This window comes from Nostoc favosum CHAB5714 (assembly GCF_020829495.1).
Taxonomy (GTDB): domain Bacteria; phylum Cyanobacteriota; class Cyanobacteriia; order Cyanobacteriales; family Nostocaceae; genus Nostoc; species Nostoc favosum.
This window is the reverse complement of sequence record NZ_JAIVFQ010000025.1, coordinates 21,108-37,866: the sequence shown is the minus strand read 5'-3', so window position 1 is coordinate 37,866 and position 16,759 is coordinate 21,108. Positions and strand designations below refer to the sequence as shown.

16 protein-coding genes and 1 pseudogene are annotated in these 16,759 nt (G+C 41.6%); 13 read left to right on the top strand and 4 right to left on the bottom strand.

Annotated elements, in window-relative coordinates:
• Positions 1 to 171 precede the first annotated feature (171 nt).
• From LC586_RS17805 to LC586_RS17785, 4 genes are all read left to right on the top strand, one after another.
• Positions 172 to 771 (top strand): calcium-binding protein, encoded by a 600-nt coding sequence (locus LC586_RS17805; protein ID WP_229486076.1) that lies wholly within the window; start codon positions 172 to 174, stop codon positions 769 to 771.
• Between the two features lie 297 nt (positions 772 to 1,068).
• On the top strand, positions 1,069 to 2,421 hold the full coding sequence (locus LC586_RS41165) for a calcium-binding protein (RefSeq protein WP_306423264.1): 1,353 nt from the start codon (positions 1,069 to 1,071) through the stop codon (positions 2,419 to 2,421).
• A 247-nt stretch (positions 2,422 to 2,668) separates the two neighbouring features.
• Complete coding sequence (locus LC586_RS17790) at positions 2,669 to 3,331, top strand: DUF938 domain-containing protein (protein ID WP_229486118.1); 663 nt, start codon at positions 2,669 to 2,671, stop codon at positions 3,329 to 3,331.
• 760 nt (positions 3,332 to 4,091) lie between these two features.
• Complete coding sequence (locus LC586_RS17785; protein ID WP_229486075.1) at positions 4,092 to 6,746, top strand: sensor histidine kinase; 2,655 nt, start codon at positions 4,092 to 4,094, stop codon at positions 6,744 to 6,746.
• 693 nt (positions 6,747 to 7,439) lie between these two features.
• Here LC586_RS17785 and LC586_RS17780 read toward each other — a convergent pair.
• On the bottom strand, positions 7,440 to 7,838 hold the full coding sequence (locus LC586_RS17780) for a hypothetical protein (protein WP_229486074.1): 399 nt from the start codon (positions 7,836 to 7,838) through the stop codon (positions 7,440 to 7,442).
• A 771-nt stretch (positions 7,839 to 8,609) separates the two neighbouring features.
• On the opposite strand from LC586_RS17780, the gene LC586_RS17775 reads away from it, so the two are divergent.
• From LC586_RS17775 to LC586_RS17735, 9 genes are all read left to right on the top strand, one after another.
• Positions 8,610 to 8,939 carry a hypothetical protein gene (locus LC586_RS17775; protein ID WP_229486073.1) on the top strand — a complete coding sequence of 110 codons (330 nt, stop codon included), beginning with the start codon at positions 8,610 to 8,612 and terminating at the stop codon, positions 8,937 to 8,939.
• A 155-nt stretch (positions 8,940 to 9,094) separates the two neighbouring features.
• On the top strand, positions 9,095 to 9,349 hold the full coding sequence (locus LC586_RS17770; protein ID WP_229486072.1) for a type II toxin-antitoxin system ParD family antitoxin: 255 nt from the start codon (positions 9,095 to 9,097) through the stop codon (positions 9,347 to 9,349).
• Positions 9,349 to 9,666, top strand: a complete 318-nt coding sequence (locus LC586_RS17765) for a type II toxin-antitoxin system RelE/ParE family toxin (RefSeq protein ID WP_229486071.1) — start codon at positions 9,349 to 9,351, stop codon at positions 9,664 to 9,666. Before LC586_RS17770 ends, LC586_RS17765 begins: the two co-directional genes overlap by 1 nt.
• Positions 9,667 to 9,742: 76 nt before the next feature.
• A complete protein-coding gene (locus LC586_RS17760) occupies positions 9,743 to 9,922 on the top strand; it encodes a hypothetical protein (protein ID WP_229486070.1) in 180 nt (59 codons plus the stop codon).
• Positions 9,923 to 10,092: 170 nt separating this feature from the next.
• On the top strand, positions 10,093 to 10,446 hold the full coding sequence (locus LC586_RS17755; protein ID WP_229486069.1) for a hypothetical protein: 354 nt from the start codon (positions 10,093 to 10,095) through the stop codon (positions 10,444 to 10,446).
• A 523-nt stretch (positions 10,447 to 10,969) separates the two neighbouring features.
• A complete protein-coding gene (locus tag LC586_RS17750) occupies positions 10,970 to 12,322 on the top strand; it encodes a histidine phosphatase family protein (protein ID WP_229486068.1) in 1,353 nt (450 codons plus the stop codon).
• A 185-nt stretch (positions 12,323 to 12,507) separates the two neighbouring features.
• A complete protein-coding gene (locus LC586_RS17745; RefSeq protein ID WP_229486067.1) occupies positions 12,508 to 13,830 on the top strand; it encodes a dihydroorotase in 1,323 nt (440 codons plus the stop codon).
• Positions 13,831 to 14,079: 249 nt separating this feature from the next.
• On the top strand, positions 14,080 to 14,436 hold the full coding sequence (locus LC586_RS17740) for a hypothetical protein (RefSeq protein WP_229486066.1): 357 nt from the start codon (positions 14,080 to 14,082) through the stop codon (positions 14,434 to 14,436).
• 25 nt (positions 14,437 to 14,461) lie between these two features.
• Positions 14,462 to 14,674: an SDR family NAD(P)-dependent oxidoreductase gene (locus LC586_RS17735; protein WP_229486065.1), complete on the top strand. Its 213-nt coding sequence runs from the start codon at positions 14,462 to 14,464 to the stop codon at positions 14,672 to 14,674.
• On the opposite strand, the pseudogene LC586_RS17730 reads toward LC586_RS17735, so the two are convergent.
• The 3 genes and pseudogenes from LC586_RS17730 to LC586_RS17720 all read right to left on the bottom strand — a co-directional run.
• Positions 14,644 to 14,973 (bottom strand): annotated as a pseudogene (locus tag LC586_RS17730) (cyanophycinase); the annotation flags it as partial. The gene LC586_RS17735 and the pseudogene LC586_RS17730 overlap by 31 nt on opposite strands.
• An 842-nt stretch (positions 14,974 to 15,815) precedes the next feature.
• Positions 15,816 to 16,196 (bottom strand): cupin domain-containing protein, encoded by a 381-nt coding sequence (locus tag LC586_RS17725; protein ID WP_229486064.1) that lies wholly within the window; start codon positions 16,194 to 16,196, stop codon positions 15,816 to 15,818.
• On the bottom strand, positions 16,186 to 16,449 hold the full coding sequence (locus LC586_RS17720; RefSeq protein WP_229486063.1) for a hypothetical protein: 264 nt from the start codon (positions 16,447 to 16,449) through the stop codon (positions 16,186 to 16,188). Before LC586_RS17720 ends, LC586_RS17725 begins: the two co-directional genes overlap by 11 nt.
• Positions 16,450 to 16,759 lie beyond the last annotated feature (310 nt).

Genomic DNA, 16,759 nt, shown 5'->3' with positions numbered 1-16,759 from the left:
TACCTCGGATTATTGAGCGGTTACTTATCATCAATAGAGGATAAAAGTAACAATACCTTGTTTGTGGCCAAAAATAATTTAGATGCGATCGCCCTGCTTGAACCAAGAATATAAATAATATTTAAGCAGCGCAGATAATAGTAAAATTTACAACTTTGAGAGACAAAAAATATGGCAATCTTACAAGGAACTAGCAGCGATGATACCCTCAATGGGGGTGGCGATAACGATAGCCTTAATGGAGGTCTTGGTGATGATTTGCTTTTTGGGAATGCTGGCAATGACACCCTCACTGGAAATGAGGGTAGTGACGTAATATTTGGGGGCGATGGTAATGATAATTTAATTGGAGGTACTAACGGATCTCCAGATGCTCCTGAAGGATTCTTTGAAGACTTTCTCGTAGGGGGTGCTGGTAGTGACACTCTCAATGGATTTGGCGGTGGTACAGGAACATCATTTGAGAGAGATGTGTTAATAGGTGGCGGTGCGGTTGACAATCAGGGCGACGTCACAGATATTTCTGGCGATGGCGTGAAAGATATATTTGTGCTTGGGGATGCGAATGGCTCTTATTATACAGCTGCTGGCGAGAATGACTATGCTCTTATTTTGGGCTTTGAGAAGGGTATTGATCAGTTGCAATTTCCTCCAATTGGGAATTATAAACTTGAAACTAACTCTGAGATAACTGATACTTTTATTTTTGCCGAACTTCCTAGCGGTTTTGAGCCAATTGCGGTTGTAGTAAACGTTGACCTGGTTAACTAGTACAGCGCGGCGGAAATGAAGCTACCATTTTAAAACTTGCAAAAGCCTTGATATACAAAACTTTTGAATGCCTGACTTTTGCAAGGCGGTACTAAATATAGCTCATCATCAATAGAGGATAAAAGTAACAATACCTTGTTTGTGGCCAAAAATAATTTAGATACGATCGCCCTGGATAATTGACATGACTGCTGAAATTATGAGATTGTGCGATCGTTATGCCTAATTCCACAAAATAGGGTTGCATACACTCATACATCTTTGTAGACAAAGTACTTAACAGGAACAGAAAATATTATGCAGCCACAGACACACTTTTTAAAGCCAACTGTAAATCAAATTCCTAATCCCAACCCTAACTTTGCTAACGCTAATGGGTCTACTTCTTCCTCAAAGTATAGTCAAAAGCCCTCAGGAACTTTGACTACCACTGAGATAGAGGCGTTGGTTGAAAGTGGAGTTGCTATTGTTACGGCTCAAGCCGGAGCTATTTATGAGAGTGACCCAACTTTTTCTTGGCTCTTTAGTGACATCACTGGCATCGGATTAGATGGTTCTTTCGCAGGAACTGCCAGTAGTGAAATACAAGTGGTTGCTAGTTTTAAAGTTGATGCTTATAAAACCTTCTCTTTCGATTTCAATGCAGACTTAGCACTAAAAGCTAAAGAAATTGAAAATTATGGTACTGAATATAACCAGGCTAAGGGGATAATTTGTTTAATGGTAGTAGATACCACAAATCCTTATAAACCTAAGGTATTAGATTATTTCGGTATCCACGGTAAGTTAGTTTCCTCTGAGCAGATTGCTGATTTGAAATCTAGCAAAAGTAGTAATATTAGTATTAAGAGTATCCCGCAAACTACTGATATTGACGGCGATAATGGTGAGGACTCCCTCAAAGTAAAGAGCGTTGGTAGTTATAAAAAAACTTGGGAGCGTGACATCAACATAACAATAATAGAAATGAATCTCAGTAATATTATTTTTTTAGGAGATACTTTAATCAACAATTTAGGTAAAAATGTTACTTATGGCACGGTTTTGAAAGATGATCTTCAAGGAAGTAACAGGGAAGACAAAATTTATGCCAGCTTAGGGGATGACAAGCTGGATGGAGGGAAAGGCGATGATATCCTCGAAGGCGGCGAAGGGAATGATACTCTAATTGGGGGTCAAGGCAATGATAGTCTAAATGGCGGTTGGGATGATGACGTTCTGATTGGTGGTAAGGGGGATGATGTTTTAGTTGGTGGCGACGGCTATGACAAATTTGTTTTCAACTTTGGCGTTAACGATAGCTCGTTGGCAGGTAAGCTTGGTCGCACCCAAGATTTACTAGCTGGTATTGGTATTGATATCAATTTCGATAATATTTTCAAAGTTAGCGATAAATTGTTGAAAAGTGAGTTTGATGTCATTCAAGATTTTAAAATTGGTATTGATAAGCTTGAATTTACGGGCTTGGATGGTATTGACGCTGACACTTGGTTAGATGAAATGTTTTATCAAGGAAATATAATCGATAGTGATGATGGTCTCCTTTTGAGTTTTAATTCTGGAGACACTAAACAAACATTACTGCTATCAGGTGTAAATTCTAACCAGTTTTGGTCTGATTCGACCCTACTTTCGATCCTACTTTCTTAGAGTAATTTACTAATACATACTTTGCGTAATTCGTAATTCGTAATACCTCTTTCCTATGGTTTTTAGACAATAGCCACTAAGATGAAAAACTCCACCCACAAGGGAATGGGGCATGGGGCATGGGGAAGAAGTTACCAATGCCCTATGCCCAATGCCCCAAGCGACGGGGCGACTATCCCGGAACACCCACGAGGGGATGGAGTTTCCCGTCGCTTTAAATGAAATCAGGTATGTAAAAACGATACGGATGACACTACAAGACGCACGAGAATACGCACCAGCAACCGAGCGCAATCGTGAACCAATTCTAGAAGTACTTTTACAAGTATTGCCTGGGAGTGGCACTATCTTGGAAATTGCCAGTGGTACTGGTGAACACGCAGTCTTTTTTGCGCCCAGACTCAGAGATTGTATGTGGTTACCAACAGATACAAATCCACAAAAAAGAGCCAGCATTATTGCATGGACTGAACACAATGTATGTAATAATATCTATCCACCGCTTGAGCTTGATGTTAGAGAACCAGTTTGGGCAGTGGAGAAAGGGGCAGTAACCCAGTGGCTGGATACTTCGCCAATTACCGCCATCGTCAACATCAATATGATTCATATTTCACCTTGGTCAGCCTGTCTGGGGCTAATGGCAGGGGCAGGGCGTATCCTAAAAGCAGGAGGCATTCTCTATTTGTATGGGCCCTTCAAACAAGGTGGAGAACATACAGCACCGAGTAATGCAGCTTTTGACAACTCTTTACGCGCCCAAAATCCAGAGTGGGGTATACGTAACTTGGATGATGTTGTAGCAGCAGCTAGCTCACAAAATCTCACCTTGAAACAAACTTACCAAATGCCAGCTAATAATCTTTCAGTAGTGTTTCAACGAATATCTGCGGGAATCTCATCTCAATAAAAGGGGTGGGAGGAATAGCCGCGCACCGATTTAGTCATTAGTCATTTGTCCTTAGTCATTGGTATTAATGACTAATACTTGTCTAGGAGAGGCTGCGCCCATAGGTGTCAACTTAACGTGAAACCCTTGCATATTGCGTTATACCAAGTCCACTCAATTACTAATTATGCCCTCGCAACCCCACCCCGCCAAAGCTACGCTTCGTCTCCCCTCCCCGCTTGCGGGGAGGGGATTAAGGGGTGGGGTGCAATGACTGTGGAAATCATAACTAATTATGCGAACATGATATCATATCATGTCCGCTTGATTACTTATTAAACCCGAAGAACCCCACCCCGCCAATCGTCGCTTTGTCTCCCCTCCCCGCAAGCGGGGAGGGGTTGGGGGTGGGGTGCAATGACTGTGGAAATCATAACTAATTATGCGAACATGATATCATACCATTTTCAGAAATCTTTGCAACAGATGAATACCTGACGGGGCGCAAGGCAGCAGCACCCTTTCTAATTAAGTATTTTGAATTAGATAGGACTGAACAAGACTGGATATATCCATATATTAGATAAATCCATCAGGACACCAGTAGAAGGAAGAAAACAAGCTTTACTTTTGTACTCAATTTTAACTAACGTTTTGTTTTTTACCAGAAGTGTTATATTGACTCTTGACCCGACCGAGTACAAACTATGCATAAGTCCATAGGAGTCCGAAGTCAAGGTATTGTACTCAGTACTACAGGACAGGAAGGGGGAGTGGGCAGATGAACAAAAATACTAAACAAAGTGGTGTTTTTTCTCTGTTTAAAGGCGTACCCCTACGTCGCATTTTGGTAGCGTTGTTTCTGCTGCAAATCTTGCTCGCTGTGGGATTAACTGCATATTTATCGATCCACAATGGGCAAAAGGCAGTCAATGAGGTAGCTACCGAATTGCGTTATGAAGTCGCTAATCGAGTAGAGCAGAATTTACAGACTTATCTCTCAACCCCGCGTCAAGTACTACGCGGTAATCAAAATGTCATTGACATCGGGTTGCTGAAGATGGAAAATTTGGCAACCTGGGAGTCATACTTAATAAAGCAGTTAGAAATTTTTCCTGATGCTATCGCTTTAACGGCAAGCAATGAACAGCAAGAATATCTAGCGGTGGAAAAGCTCAACGATCGCCAATTTTTACTCAGAAAAGCCGACAAGTCAACTGGGTACGACCTCTACACTTACAAAATTGACTCTCTTAGTCAACGTACCCAACTACCACAGGTGATCAAAAACTATGATGCGCGATCGCGTCCTGATTATCAAGCAGCAGTTACCGCCAAAAACTTCAGCTTTAGTGAGATTTTTACACCCCTGACTGAACCAACACTTCTGATTAGTGCATCTCAACCTATATATAACTCCCAAGGTCAGTTACTCGGTGTCAACAGCACTCTAACTCATATATCACAAATTGGGGATTTACTGCAAAATATTAAAGTTGGCAAGTCTGGGCAGATTTTTATTATCGAGCGATCGGGGCTATTAATAGCAAGTTCCACAACCGAAGAACCATTCCGCTTACAAAATGGTAAACCCATTAGGTTGGCAGCTTCTCAAAGCAGGAATTCCTTGACTCAAGCAACCGCTAAATATTTAACAACTAAATTTAGTAACTTTGACGAGATTAAGAGTTTACAGCAGCTAGATTTCTCCTTTGACGGCAAACGACAATTTTTAGAAATTAGACCCTTCGAGGGTGAACCAAATGTGAATTGGTTGATAATAGTGGCTGTCCCAGAAGCAGACTTTATAGGACAGATTGAGCGCAACACTCAAACCACAATTTTTCTCTGTTTGGGAGCATTGGGATTAGCTACTTTACTGGGAATTATCACCGCCCGTTGGATAACTCAGCCAATTTTGTACTTCAGCACGGCGACAAAAGATTTAGCAGATTTGACTAATGGCGAAGACTCAGTGGTGATAGTACAGGGCATTAAAGAACTAGAGGTGCTGGGTGGATCTTTTAACGAGATGATGCAGCAGTTACGCAAAACCTTTACTGCACAGATAACCAAAAATGAAGAGTTAGAATTGCAACTTAAGCAGCGAACTCAAGAATTACAGCAAGAGATTCAAGTACGAATTAACAGTGAGCAAAAACTCGGCCAGCATCATCGGGTGTTAGCAGAACTGGCAAATCACAGGGCGATTTCTGAAGGAAAGGTGGAAACGGCATTCAAAGTTATTACCGAGAAAGCAGCAAATGCTTTAGAAATAGAACGAGTCAGTGTGTGGTTATTCGATGGCGAACGCACCAAACTACAATGTATAAGTCTCTATGAACGTAGCAACCAGAGACATTCGGCAGATATAGAACGCAACCTTGCAGATTATCCCATCTACTTTAAATCCCTGACATCTGCCCGGATCATTGCTGTCACCGATACTCGCACCGATTTACGGATACAAGAATTATGGGATGAACTGCTAAAACCGAAGAATATTGTATCCCTAATTAATACTTCCATTTGGGTTGGGGGCGAAGTGGTGGGAACAGTTTTGTATGAACAAATTGATATTCCCCGGACATGGGAAATGAGCGAGCAAAACTTTGTTAGCTCAATTGCGGAATTTGTCGCCCTAACTTTAGAAGTATGCGATGTCTACGACGAGCTTCGCTTACGCAAAAGTGCAGAATCCGCTCTGCGTGAGGCTCAAGAAGCTGCCGAAGTCGCAAATCGTGCCAAAAGAACCTTTTTAGGAAATATGAGCCATGAATTGAGAACTCCCTTAAGCTCCATTCTTGGAATCACAGAAGCACTCCAAAATGAAGTGTACGGTACTGTAAATGAAGAACAGCGCCAGTCCCTAAATACTCTCGAATCCAGTGGTAAGAATTTACTAGAATTGATTAACCAGATCCTTGAGCTTACCGACATCGAATCCAGCAAGATAGAACTGCAACTAGCTGCTACTTCGATTCAAGGATTATGTGACTCTAGTCTCAGTTTTGTCAAACATTTAGCGTTCCAGAAAAATATCCAACTGAGTGTACAAATACCTGAAGAACTCGAACCCATCGAAGTCGATGAGCGCCGCATCCGCCAAGTATTTATCAACCTATTGACTAACGCTATCAAGTTTACTAAAGAAGGAGGCAAAGTTTGGATTGAAGTCCAGCCAAATTCCACAAATGAATATATCTTTTTCAGCGTGGTAGATACGGGTATTGGTATGCTTTCCGATGACCTTTTCAAATTATTTCAACCTTTTGTGCAGGTTGAAAATCCCTCTACCCGTGGTTCTTCAGGTACTGGTTTAGGATTAGTAATGGTGCAAAAGATTGTCGAGTTGCATGGTGGTACTGTCCATGCTGAAAGTCAGTTAGGGAAAGGCAGTCGTTTTACAGTCAAACTCCCTTGGAAAAAGGTCTAAGAATGGGGAGTGGGGAGTTATTCCTCGTTACCATACAGAGTATAGGAATGTATTTATTGAGTCTCTGATATCATGTCTGCTTGATTGCTTATTAAACCCGAATCACCCCAAAGAGCCAAAGCTATGCTTTGTCTCCCCTCCCCTTGGTAAGGCTACGGTGTACACACAAGTCTTGTCATCTTTATTAAAAAATCTCGCACTGCGTTTCTATCCCGCCTCGGAATGAATTCCGAGTCTCATAGCTGAAGTCCACTTAAGTGGACTCAACGATCAATTTATATCATGTCCGCCAAATCACCCATAATAAAAGAACCCCACCCCCAACCCCTCCCCGCAAGCGGGGAGGGGAGCTAAAGCGCAGCTTTTGCGGGGTGGGGTTCCGGTTATTATGGTTAATTACCCGGACATCATATTAGTCCACTTAAGTGGACTTCAGCTATTAGCCCTGAACTTTAGTTCTGGGCAGGATGTCGGTGAGTGTGACAGTTTAACTCTGACAAAATGTGGGTAAAAAAGTTGAAACCTATGTGGACAGCACTTGTGTGTACACCGTAGCCAAAGCATCGGGGAGGGGTTGGGGGTGGGGTGTAATTGGTTAGCATAACTATTTATGCAAACATAATATCAGAAACTCAATTTAGATTCAATTTACCAACAATTTATCCTGCGATCGCTCCATCCAGTCCACTAAGACTATGATGCAGTTTTAGCATTCTCACTAGCCGCTTCCTTGGGAGTCGTCTTTAAACGTGTCGCTGTGCTTTTGCGGATGCGATCGCTTTTGCGAACACCACCCGCCATTTGATATTCATGGCTATCTTTGCCGTATTTAAAGGCAACTCCAAGGAGCATTTTTTCCGTCAAGTCGCTCAAAGTTGTTTCCAACTCTTTCATCTCATTTTTGTAAGAGTCAATCACAGCTAGAGTAGTATTATAAGCTTCTATTTTGCTACGATACTGCTGAATTATTTGTGTGATACTTTGCAAGTTGCGAGCATCGCCAAAATCCATGCTCGGATCAATTGCTTTGAGTCCGGACATTCTCAATTCAGCTTTTTCTAGAACGCGATATGTACGCTTTTTACGAGGCATAATTATGTTCTTTTTATTGTGTTCTAGAGCTAGCTTGCCTTACTAAAGCTTGGTTTTGGTTGAGTAAAATCCACAGATTTGGTGCTGAATGTAACTATAGCTTAAGTAATATCCGATAAAACTATGATGTTTGTAACGAAAATCGTAGTGGTGGTAACTAAACTCGTAACATTGTAACGAAAATTATGATATTTGTAACGAAAATCGTAGTTGTAGTAACTAAACTGGTTATTTTAGTAACAAATTTGTAATATTGTAACGAAAATTATGATGTTTGTAACAAAAATCGTAGTGGTGGTAACTAAACTCGTTATTTTACTAACTTAAAGCGCAATGTTAGTGACGACAACTGATTGCAAATCAAAAAGCGTAGATATTACACGCAAGAAATTGAGCAAGTAATGCTGAAGTGAATCTAAATTTATTAACATAATGGCAAAATTTAGAGCAAAAGCAGTGTATTAATAAGATACACATACAGCAGATTGCAACAGGCGTGAGGTACAGATATCGTAGGGGCACAACATGTTGTGCCCCTACCCGGCTTTGCACGTAGGCGTAACCCGCACTTCTCTACGAGACGCTCTTGCTAGCTTGCTTCCACGTTCGCAAAGCGTGCCGTAGGCAAGTGGTACGACATGGTTCGACTCCCTTCTCCTGTCGGAGACGCTAACGCGAACGACTGCGCTCAGGGCCAGCCGCTCACCAGCCGCTCAGTGACCATCGTAGACATCGCCTTTTACAATTGGAGTGTTAATTGTATTTACGTCTATGAACTTTCCTCCCCAACTCCAACAAAAGATTGAAAAATGGGCAAGCAGTCAGGGAATTTCGACTGAGCAGTTTGTTTTGCAAGCTATTGCAGAAAAAATTGCCACACTGAGTCAGCAAGTCACTGAAGAAGATACTCAACAAAACTCCTCGATGACCAATGTACTGCCTCTTAAGCAGCCAAACATTTATCGAAAAGAAGGAATTTTAGTTGTAGAGGCAGAATTACCAGAAACCTTTGATGTTAAAGACGCTCTGTTTACCCTGAATCCAAATCACTTTACTCGTTTGGGAAATGCAATCGCTCACATTGTGCAAATCCCCGATTAAATGCGTAGACGCTTCCTCGGCTTGTCGTTAAACATCGCTTTTCGTCTCATCAACACAAATGCAATGGGGCAAGCTAATCGCAGAAATTTCTCCAAAGACAACGCCTAACAAGCTTGATAAGATGGAATAAATAGTTTAACCTAACTGCCAAGGTTATGAGTAACATTAATATTTCCTTGCCTGAGTCGATGAAAGTCTTTGTTGAAGAACAAGTGGCTGAAGGTGGCTACGGTTCAGTTAGCGAATATCTACAAGAGTTAATCACTCAAGACCAAAAACGCAAGATGCAAGAACATATAGAAGAACTTTTAATTGCAGGACTTGAAAGTGGAGAGGCAATAGAAATTAATGATGAATGGTGGCAACAAAAACGCACGCAGTTGATAAACCAGTTGCATCAAGAGAAATAATGACAAAGCGGATAGTCATTACACCCAAAGCCAGTTTAGATATTGATGAGTATTTTGTTTACATTGCCCAAGAAAACCCCGACACGGCACTTTTGTTTTTTGACTCTGTAAGAGAAACTTTTGCACAGTTAGCAAGAATGCCTGGAATGGGTAGCCGTTATCCTGTAGATAATCTTTGTTTACAAGGTTTACGTAAATGGGCTGTTAAGGCGTTTAAAAAGTATCTAATTTTTTACTTTGAGCGAGATGAAAACATTGAAGTTGTCCGGATTCTCTATGCAAGACAAGATATAGAAAGGATTTTAGAACAGGAATAATATTGATAGCGATCGCTTAGATTAGAACTGTCAAAATTACTGAGTATTTTTTTGACCTGATTTTTACCGTAGATGTTTGCTCCTGCAAAGAAGCAAGCTACGCAGACCATCTCGTAGAGAAGTCGGTTATCGTCAGGCAATCAGAGAAGGGAATACCATTGATTTACCTGATAATATCCCTGATTTCATCCTGGTATATCTCAACGAACTTAACTGCGATCGCTTGGAAAATGAACCAAGTAATCCAATTTCCTAAGAGATGCCATTAGTTATAGCTTGGTAATGCTTAAAACAACATTCACCATTGACACTCTAAGTATATACGCAATACAATTAATTTAGTAGAACCTAACGATAGAGTTAATTCAAATAATTTTCCCAGAGAATAAGAGACGAGCAATATTAAAGATAATTTGGATAAAACAGATGAACACCAAAATTATTGCTTTCTTGGGGATTACGGCAGCCTTTGCAAGCTTAGGAAGCCAAGTATACGCACAGTCACCAACATCAAGCTCAAATCTAGAACAATACAGATTAACTGGTGATTCTCTCGTTGGAATTGATCATAGAACAGCCCAAGAAGACTTTAGAAGGTTTTTTGAGCAAACTAATCCAGCAAGCATCTCCAACAATAATAGAAGAGGTAACAAAACTCCCGTCAGAATACAGTTTAACGAATCATTATCACAGCCAGACACTTCTGTTTTATTAGCGCCGGCTCAGTCTGGGAGTGACAATGACGGATTGCAAGTACAGTTGGATTTACAGAGAGAATAATCAGATATAGATATAAAGGTTAATGCTGTAGTTTTAATTAATTACGGGTTGCCCAAAATGCTTGGTAGGCACAATTCATAAGTTGTGCCTGCGTCATTTTCACTGCTATGTCTAAATGGTATAACGAACCGCAGAGGCAAGAGAGACGCAGAGAGAATAAAGAGAGATTTTCATGAATGATTTAGGATTGCTATATACATTGAATTGTTCTTAGTTACTTAACTTAAACTAAATTTAATATAGAATTAAAACAGTTTTGTTAGCAAACATTGTTAACACAACGGCGGTTTTAGCTGCTCATTCTACGTCCCCTACAAGAATAAAGTTTCGTACCTGACTAAATCCGCCTTCCTAATACCAATTCACGAAAATCCTGATAGATATAAATTTATCGTAAGGGCATGGCAAAGACAAGCCCCTACCAGCATATTTGTATCATTATTAAAGTGAAATGGTATAAGTCGCTAAATGTGCAATCATTTTGCAGTAGAATTAATCGTCTAGATAAGAGGAGGGCTTTTAGATGACTCGTGTCATCATTGTACGCCACGGTCAAAGCGGTTATAACACCGAGCGGCGTATTCAGGGACGCACTGATGCGTCAACATTAACCGAAAAAGGTCGTAACGATGCAAGTATTGTTGGCAAAGCCCTCAGCAATATTTTATTTAATGCGATTTACAGCAGTCCCCTGCAACGAGCGAAACACACAGCAGATATTATCCATAGTGAGTTAGCTACTCATGCTGAACAGTCTGCTGTAATCCAAGTTTCTGATTTGCTACTAGAAATCGACTTACCTTTATGGGAAGCACTGCTGACTGCTGAAGTTAAGCAGAAATTTGCCGAAGACTACCGCACTTGGCATCAACGCCCCGACGAACTGCGGATGCTGCTGAATGATGCACAAGGGACAAGAGAACATTTTCCCGTTCTTGCTTTGTACGAACAAGCGCGGCAGTTTTGGCAAGAAACTTTGTCCCAACATCAAGGCGAAACTATTCTCATCGTGGGACATAACGGCATTAACCGCGCCTTAATTAGCACAGCCTTGGGAATTCCTCCAAGTCGCTACCATTCAATACAACAATCTAACTGTGGCATCAGCGTACTAAATTTTGCTGGAGGATTGGGGGAACCAGTTCAGCTAGAATCCTTAAATCAGACGCAACACACTGGGGAAAGTCTACCCTCATTGCGACCGGATCATCAAGGAATACGGTTGTTATTGGTGCGTCACGGTGAAACCGACTGGAATCGCCAAACCAGGTTTCAAGGGCAAATTGATGTCCCCCTCAACGACAACGGTAGACAACAGTCGCAAAAAGCAGGCGAATTTCTCCAAGAGGTAGCGATTGATAATGCTTGCAGTAGCCCAATGCTGCGCCCTAAAGAAACAGCAGAGATCATCCTAAAACAACATCCTAATGTAAAGTTAGACTTGCAAGATGGTTTAAGAGAAATTAGTCACGGACTCTGGGAAGGAAAATTAGAAATAGAGATAGAGCAAGAATTTCCCGGAGAATTGCAGCGCTGGCGGTTAGTACCGACCCAAGTGCAAATGCCTGAAGGGGAAAATTTGCAAGAGGTGTGGGAACGTAGCGTTGCAGCTTGGCAATCAATTCTGGAAGCTGCATCAACGAATCAATTTAAAACTGTCTTAGTAGTAGCTCACGACGCAACTAACAAAACTTTACTTTGTCACATTCTGGGTTTATCGCTGGAAAATTTCTGGAATTTCCGCCAGGGTAATGGTGCAGTTAGCGTTATTGACTACCCTTCTGGAATCGATGGTTTACCAGTATTGCAAGCGATGAACATCACCACTCACTTCGGTGGAGGGGTACTAGATAAAACAGCAGCAGGGGCCTTGTGAAAAAGTTAGGAGTGAGGAGGTAGGAGTTAGGAATAAAGTTAGGAGTGAAAAATTATGAGTGATGAATAAAGTTAGAAGTGATGAGCGAGGAACAAATAACTCCTAACTCTTAACTCCTAACTCCTAACTCTTGTACAGACGCGATTAATCGCGTCTCTACCCCTAACTGATAACTAAAAACTTTTATGACTGAACTGTTGCAAAAAGTACGGGTAATTGACCCAGTTTCTGAAATCGATGAACTCTTTGATGTGCTGATTGCTGATGGTTATATCCAAGAAGTGGCTTCGCACATTACTGACATCAGCCCCGATACTCCAATCAGAGATTGTCGGGGATTAGTTATCGGGCCGGGGTTGGTGGATTTGTACAGCCACTCCGGTGAACCAGGGTTTGAAGAACGGGAAACCCTGTTGTCTCTGTTACAATCTGCTACTGCTGGCGGCTTTACCAGAGTTAGCATCTTACCCGATACATCCCCAGCTATTGATAACCCTGCACTTTTAGCACAATTGCAGCAAAAGAGATACGGAAAGATGAGGAAGAAGGAAAAAATTAATTCGGCTCCCCCTGCAACGCCAGCCTCCCCTGCTCCCCCTGCCTCTCCTCTCCCCCTGCTTCATCTCTGGGGTGCTATCACCCTAGATGTTGCTGGGAAGCAAATGACGGAATTGGCAGATTTAGCGTCTGCTGGAGTTGTTGGTTTTAGCGATGGTAAGCCCTTAGAGAATTTGGCGCTGGTGCGGCGAGTGTTAGAGTATGTCCAGCCGTTGGGTAAACCAATAGCATTTTGGCCTAGCGATCGCCAGTTAACAGCAAATGGTGTAATGAGAGAAGGGCCAGATGCTCTGCGTTTCGGTTTACCCCCAATACCCGTCAGTGCAGAAACTACTGCGTTAGCAGCAATGCTTGAATTGGTTGCAACCATCGGTACACCAGTCCATATCATGCGCGTTTCCACATCTCGCAGCGTGGAACTGATCGCTTCAGCCAAGGCTGCTGGTTTACCCATCACCGCCAGCACCACCTGGATGCACCTTTTACTTGATACAAAAGCAGTTAAGAGTTATAACACTAGCTTGCATTTAGACCCACCTTTAGGAAATCCTAGTGATGTGGCGGCGTTACGTGCAGGGGTGCGTGCGGGTGTGATAGATGCGATCGCTATTGATCACACACCCTACAGCTACGAAGAAAAAGTCCAAGCCTTTGCCGAAGCACCTCCAGGGGCAATTGGTTTAGAGTTAGCATTACCTTTGCTGTGGCAATATCTCGTTGAAACTGAAGAATTTACCGCTTTAGAATTATGGCGGGCATTGAGTAGCAGTCCAGCAGAGTGTTTGGGGCAAAAAGTCAGTGCGATTCTACCTCATCAACCAGCAGAACTTACTTTATTTGATCCCCAGCAAACCTGGAAAGTCGAACGGAAAAGTCTTTATACACTTTCACAAAATACACCTTGGCTAGGACAACAGTTGAAGGGTCATGTTGTGCAAACATGGTGTTGAAAAATGCAAAGCAGTCTGAGAGCTATGACCAGAAATAAAAAAGTACAGAGCAAGTAAATTTATTTATTAAATATCATTAACGTTAGGAACTTCCAAACAAAAAATATCCAACTATTTATTGTGGGATGAGCGTATCGCCCGGACTTGATTACGGGCAAGCAAGATGCTTATCCCACAAGATTGGATAATTTATTTCTTGGAAATCCCTTATTATAGAGGGATTTGGAGCTAAAAAGAAATAATTAATCTATGGAGTTGATCGATTGCAGGTATGACTTCTGGTTCAAGCTAGATCAGCTTGTAGCCGCTAGTAACCTCAAGATAGAACGCCCAAAAGGGTCATTACATCCACGTTATCCATCCTTAGTTTATCCGCTTGACTATGGATATTTACAAGACACTCGCTCTGGAGATGGAAATGATATTGATGTCTGGATAGGTAGCTTGTCTAGTAAAACAGTAACTGCCGTCATTTGTGGTGTTGACTTGGAAAAGCGAGATACAGAAATCAAGATACTTCTGGGTTGTACATCTGAGGAAAGTCGAGTCATCTTGGATATCCACAATACAGGCTCTCAATCGGCAATATTATTGGTTCGCAAGTAAATTACATTTTTGAGCGTAAGGTAGTATGAGTTTAGAACTAAAATTATCAGGTAAAACAGCGATCGTCACAGGAGGAAGTGCGGGAATTGGTTTAGCCACCGCCAAAGCACTTTATAGTGAGGGTGTAAATGTAGCGATGTCTGCGACGGGCTACGCCTACGCAGCCCGCAATCAAGAACGCTTAGATCAGGCTGTAGCTGACATCCAGTCCTTAAGGACGCTTGTGATCCGAGCTTGATCTCCTCCAGTAAAAAATATTCCTGTGGCTTTGCTGACAGCTTCTAATGCACTAGAAGAAGATGCATCATCACGAGTTTCCGTATCAACAATCCGAGCATCTTCACATCCTAACCGTTCAAATACTCTAATATAATTTTCTCCAACCTCTCTAGGTAGTTCTGTTGCTGCTGTCATAATTATTATTCTTGCCTTCGTACCCCCAGCACGTCGTACAAACTCGCGCAGGATTTCACAATCTTCCTTTTTATCTTCGGCTCCGCCAATAATTATGAGTTGTTTGCTATTACTTTCCACAATAACGACTCCTGATATTAAATTAAGTAATTTCAATTAACTATGACAATTAACACTACTTCATCAGTCCTTAGAAATATTGAAATACATCCTTTAAGATGAGATTTTTGATTAAGATTCTTTAATTTAGGATGAGTAATCTAAAATAAAATTATAAAATTTGCTCCAATTAAAAAGGCAACCATTTTCATTATTCACAGCAGTGCTGGACGTAACTTTGCTTAATATTTGGGAGATTGACTGTGTTAATGTGTCATCAAAAGCTATAGCGCTTGGAGTTTACGTGAGGTACACCCGTAGGGGCACGGCACTGCCCATACGTGTCAACTTAACGCAAAACTCATGTCCCACAAGGAACTGAAGTTCCTTGCTAATAGCGAAAGTCATCTGAAGATGACTAAATATATATCCAAAAATCTTTAGTCTACTTGAGTAGACTTTAGCTAAAAGCCAAAGAACTTTAGTTCAAGGCGGGTGAGTCAGCCAACAGTTAAGCTATTTGTAACTTAAGTTGACACCAATGGGCACTGCCGTGCCCCTACACCTCGTGATGTAATGTTGTACCACATCTGAATGGGAACCGCTATATAAACTATTGACTAATAAGTTGTAAAATTGGCAATCATGCAAGTTCGCACTTTATTCCAAATAGAATTTTCTGTCCAATTGAGCAAATATTCGCTTAGGAAAGCACGCGCTACTGCTGGAACATTAACACCACCATACTATTCATGTACTAAGTATAAAAGTCCGTCTTGCTCTTGGCTTGATTTGAACTTAATTTGTCTAACCGTGAATAGTTACCGCTTTATTCCAAAGAAGTGCGGAATGTGGTTTTAAAATTATTATTGTGGCGATCGCACTGCTACACTATCACCTGGTGTTGAAGGCCATCTTACCGTCAAAATAGTACAGTCGGACTGAGCAACCCAACAATGTGGCACACCCGCACACCACAGCACATAATCACCTTCACGAGATAGAATCATCTCCCTATCCTCAAACTGAAGGCAAAATTGGCCATTAATCAAGATGGAAAGAGTGGCTGCGGTGTCATTTACTCCCCACTCGGTTCTACAGTCTCCTGCTTTATGGACACCCCACTTCATTTCTAGCGCTGTGGTTGAGCGAGGATCATCATCTGGGGTGATAAAGTAACCCATAAACCAACCCCAGCGATTTGCACCTTCGCTGGCAGCATTCCCAAAAATAACTTTAGGCTGCATCACTCACCTCGAAGCAAGGAAGTGAACTATTTATACTTACCGCAAGTTCACTTGACAATAATACCCACTTATGTTGTAGAGAGTGGGGTATTGGTTGCTCTAGATGAGAAAAAGCGCGTAGGCGTAGCCCGTCGTAGACATCACTTATCATCCTTCCTTCAAATGTAACATCACAGACAAAAGCCTTACGAGCAGCAGCATCAGTCCAGTGGTTAATGTGTAGCTTAAAATTAGTTGCTAATTCTTCATTCATAACTAATCAAAATAGATGAACACAGATAATTAATTATCAAAATTATCTGCGTCCATCTGCGTCCATCTACGGATTTAGATTAAGGTGAGTTCGACTAACCTCTCTCTTTAGGAGAAGACCGAACTGCATTGGTGTCAACAAAAGCCTAGAAATAGCTTAAATCAGTGAACAGTCAACAGTTAACAGTTATAACTGATAACTGATAACTGATAACTCTTGGCTGACTCACCCGCCTGGAACTAAAGTTCAACGCTAGAAGCTTTAGTCTACTCAAGTAGACTAAAGATTTTTGGGTATATCTTAGTCATCT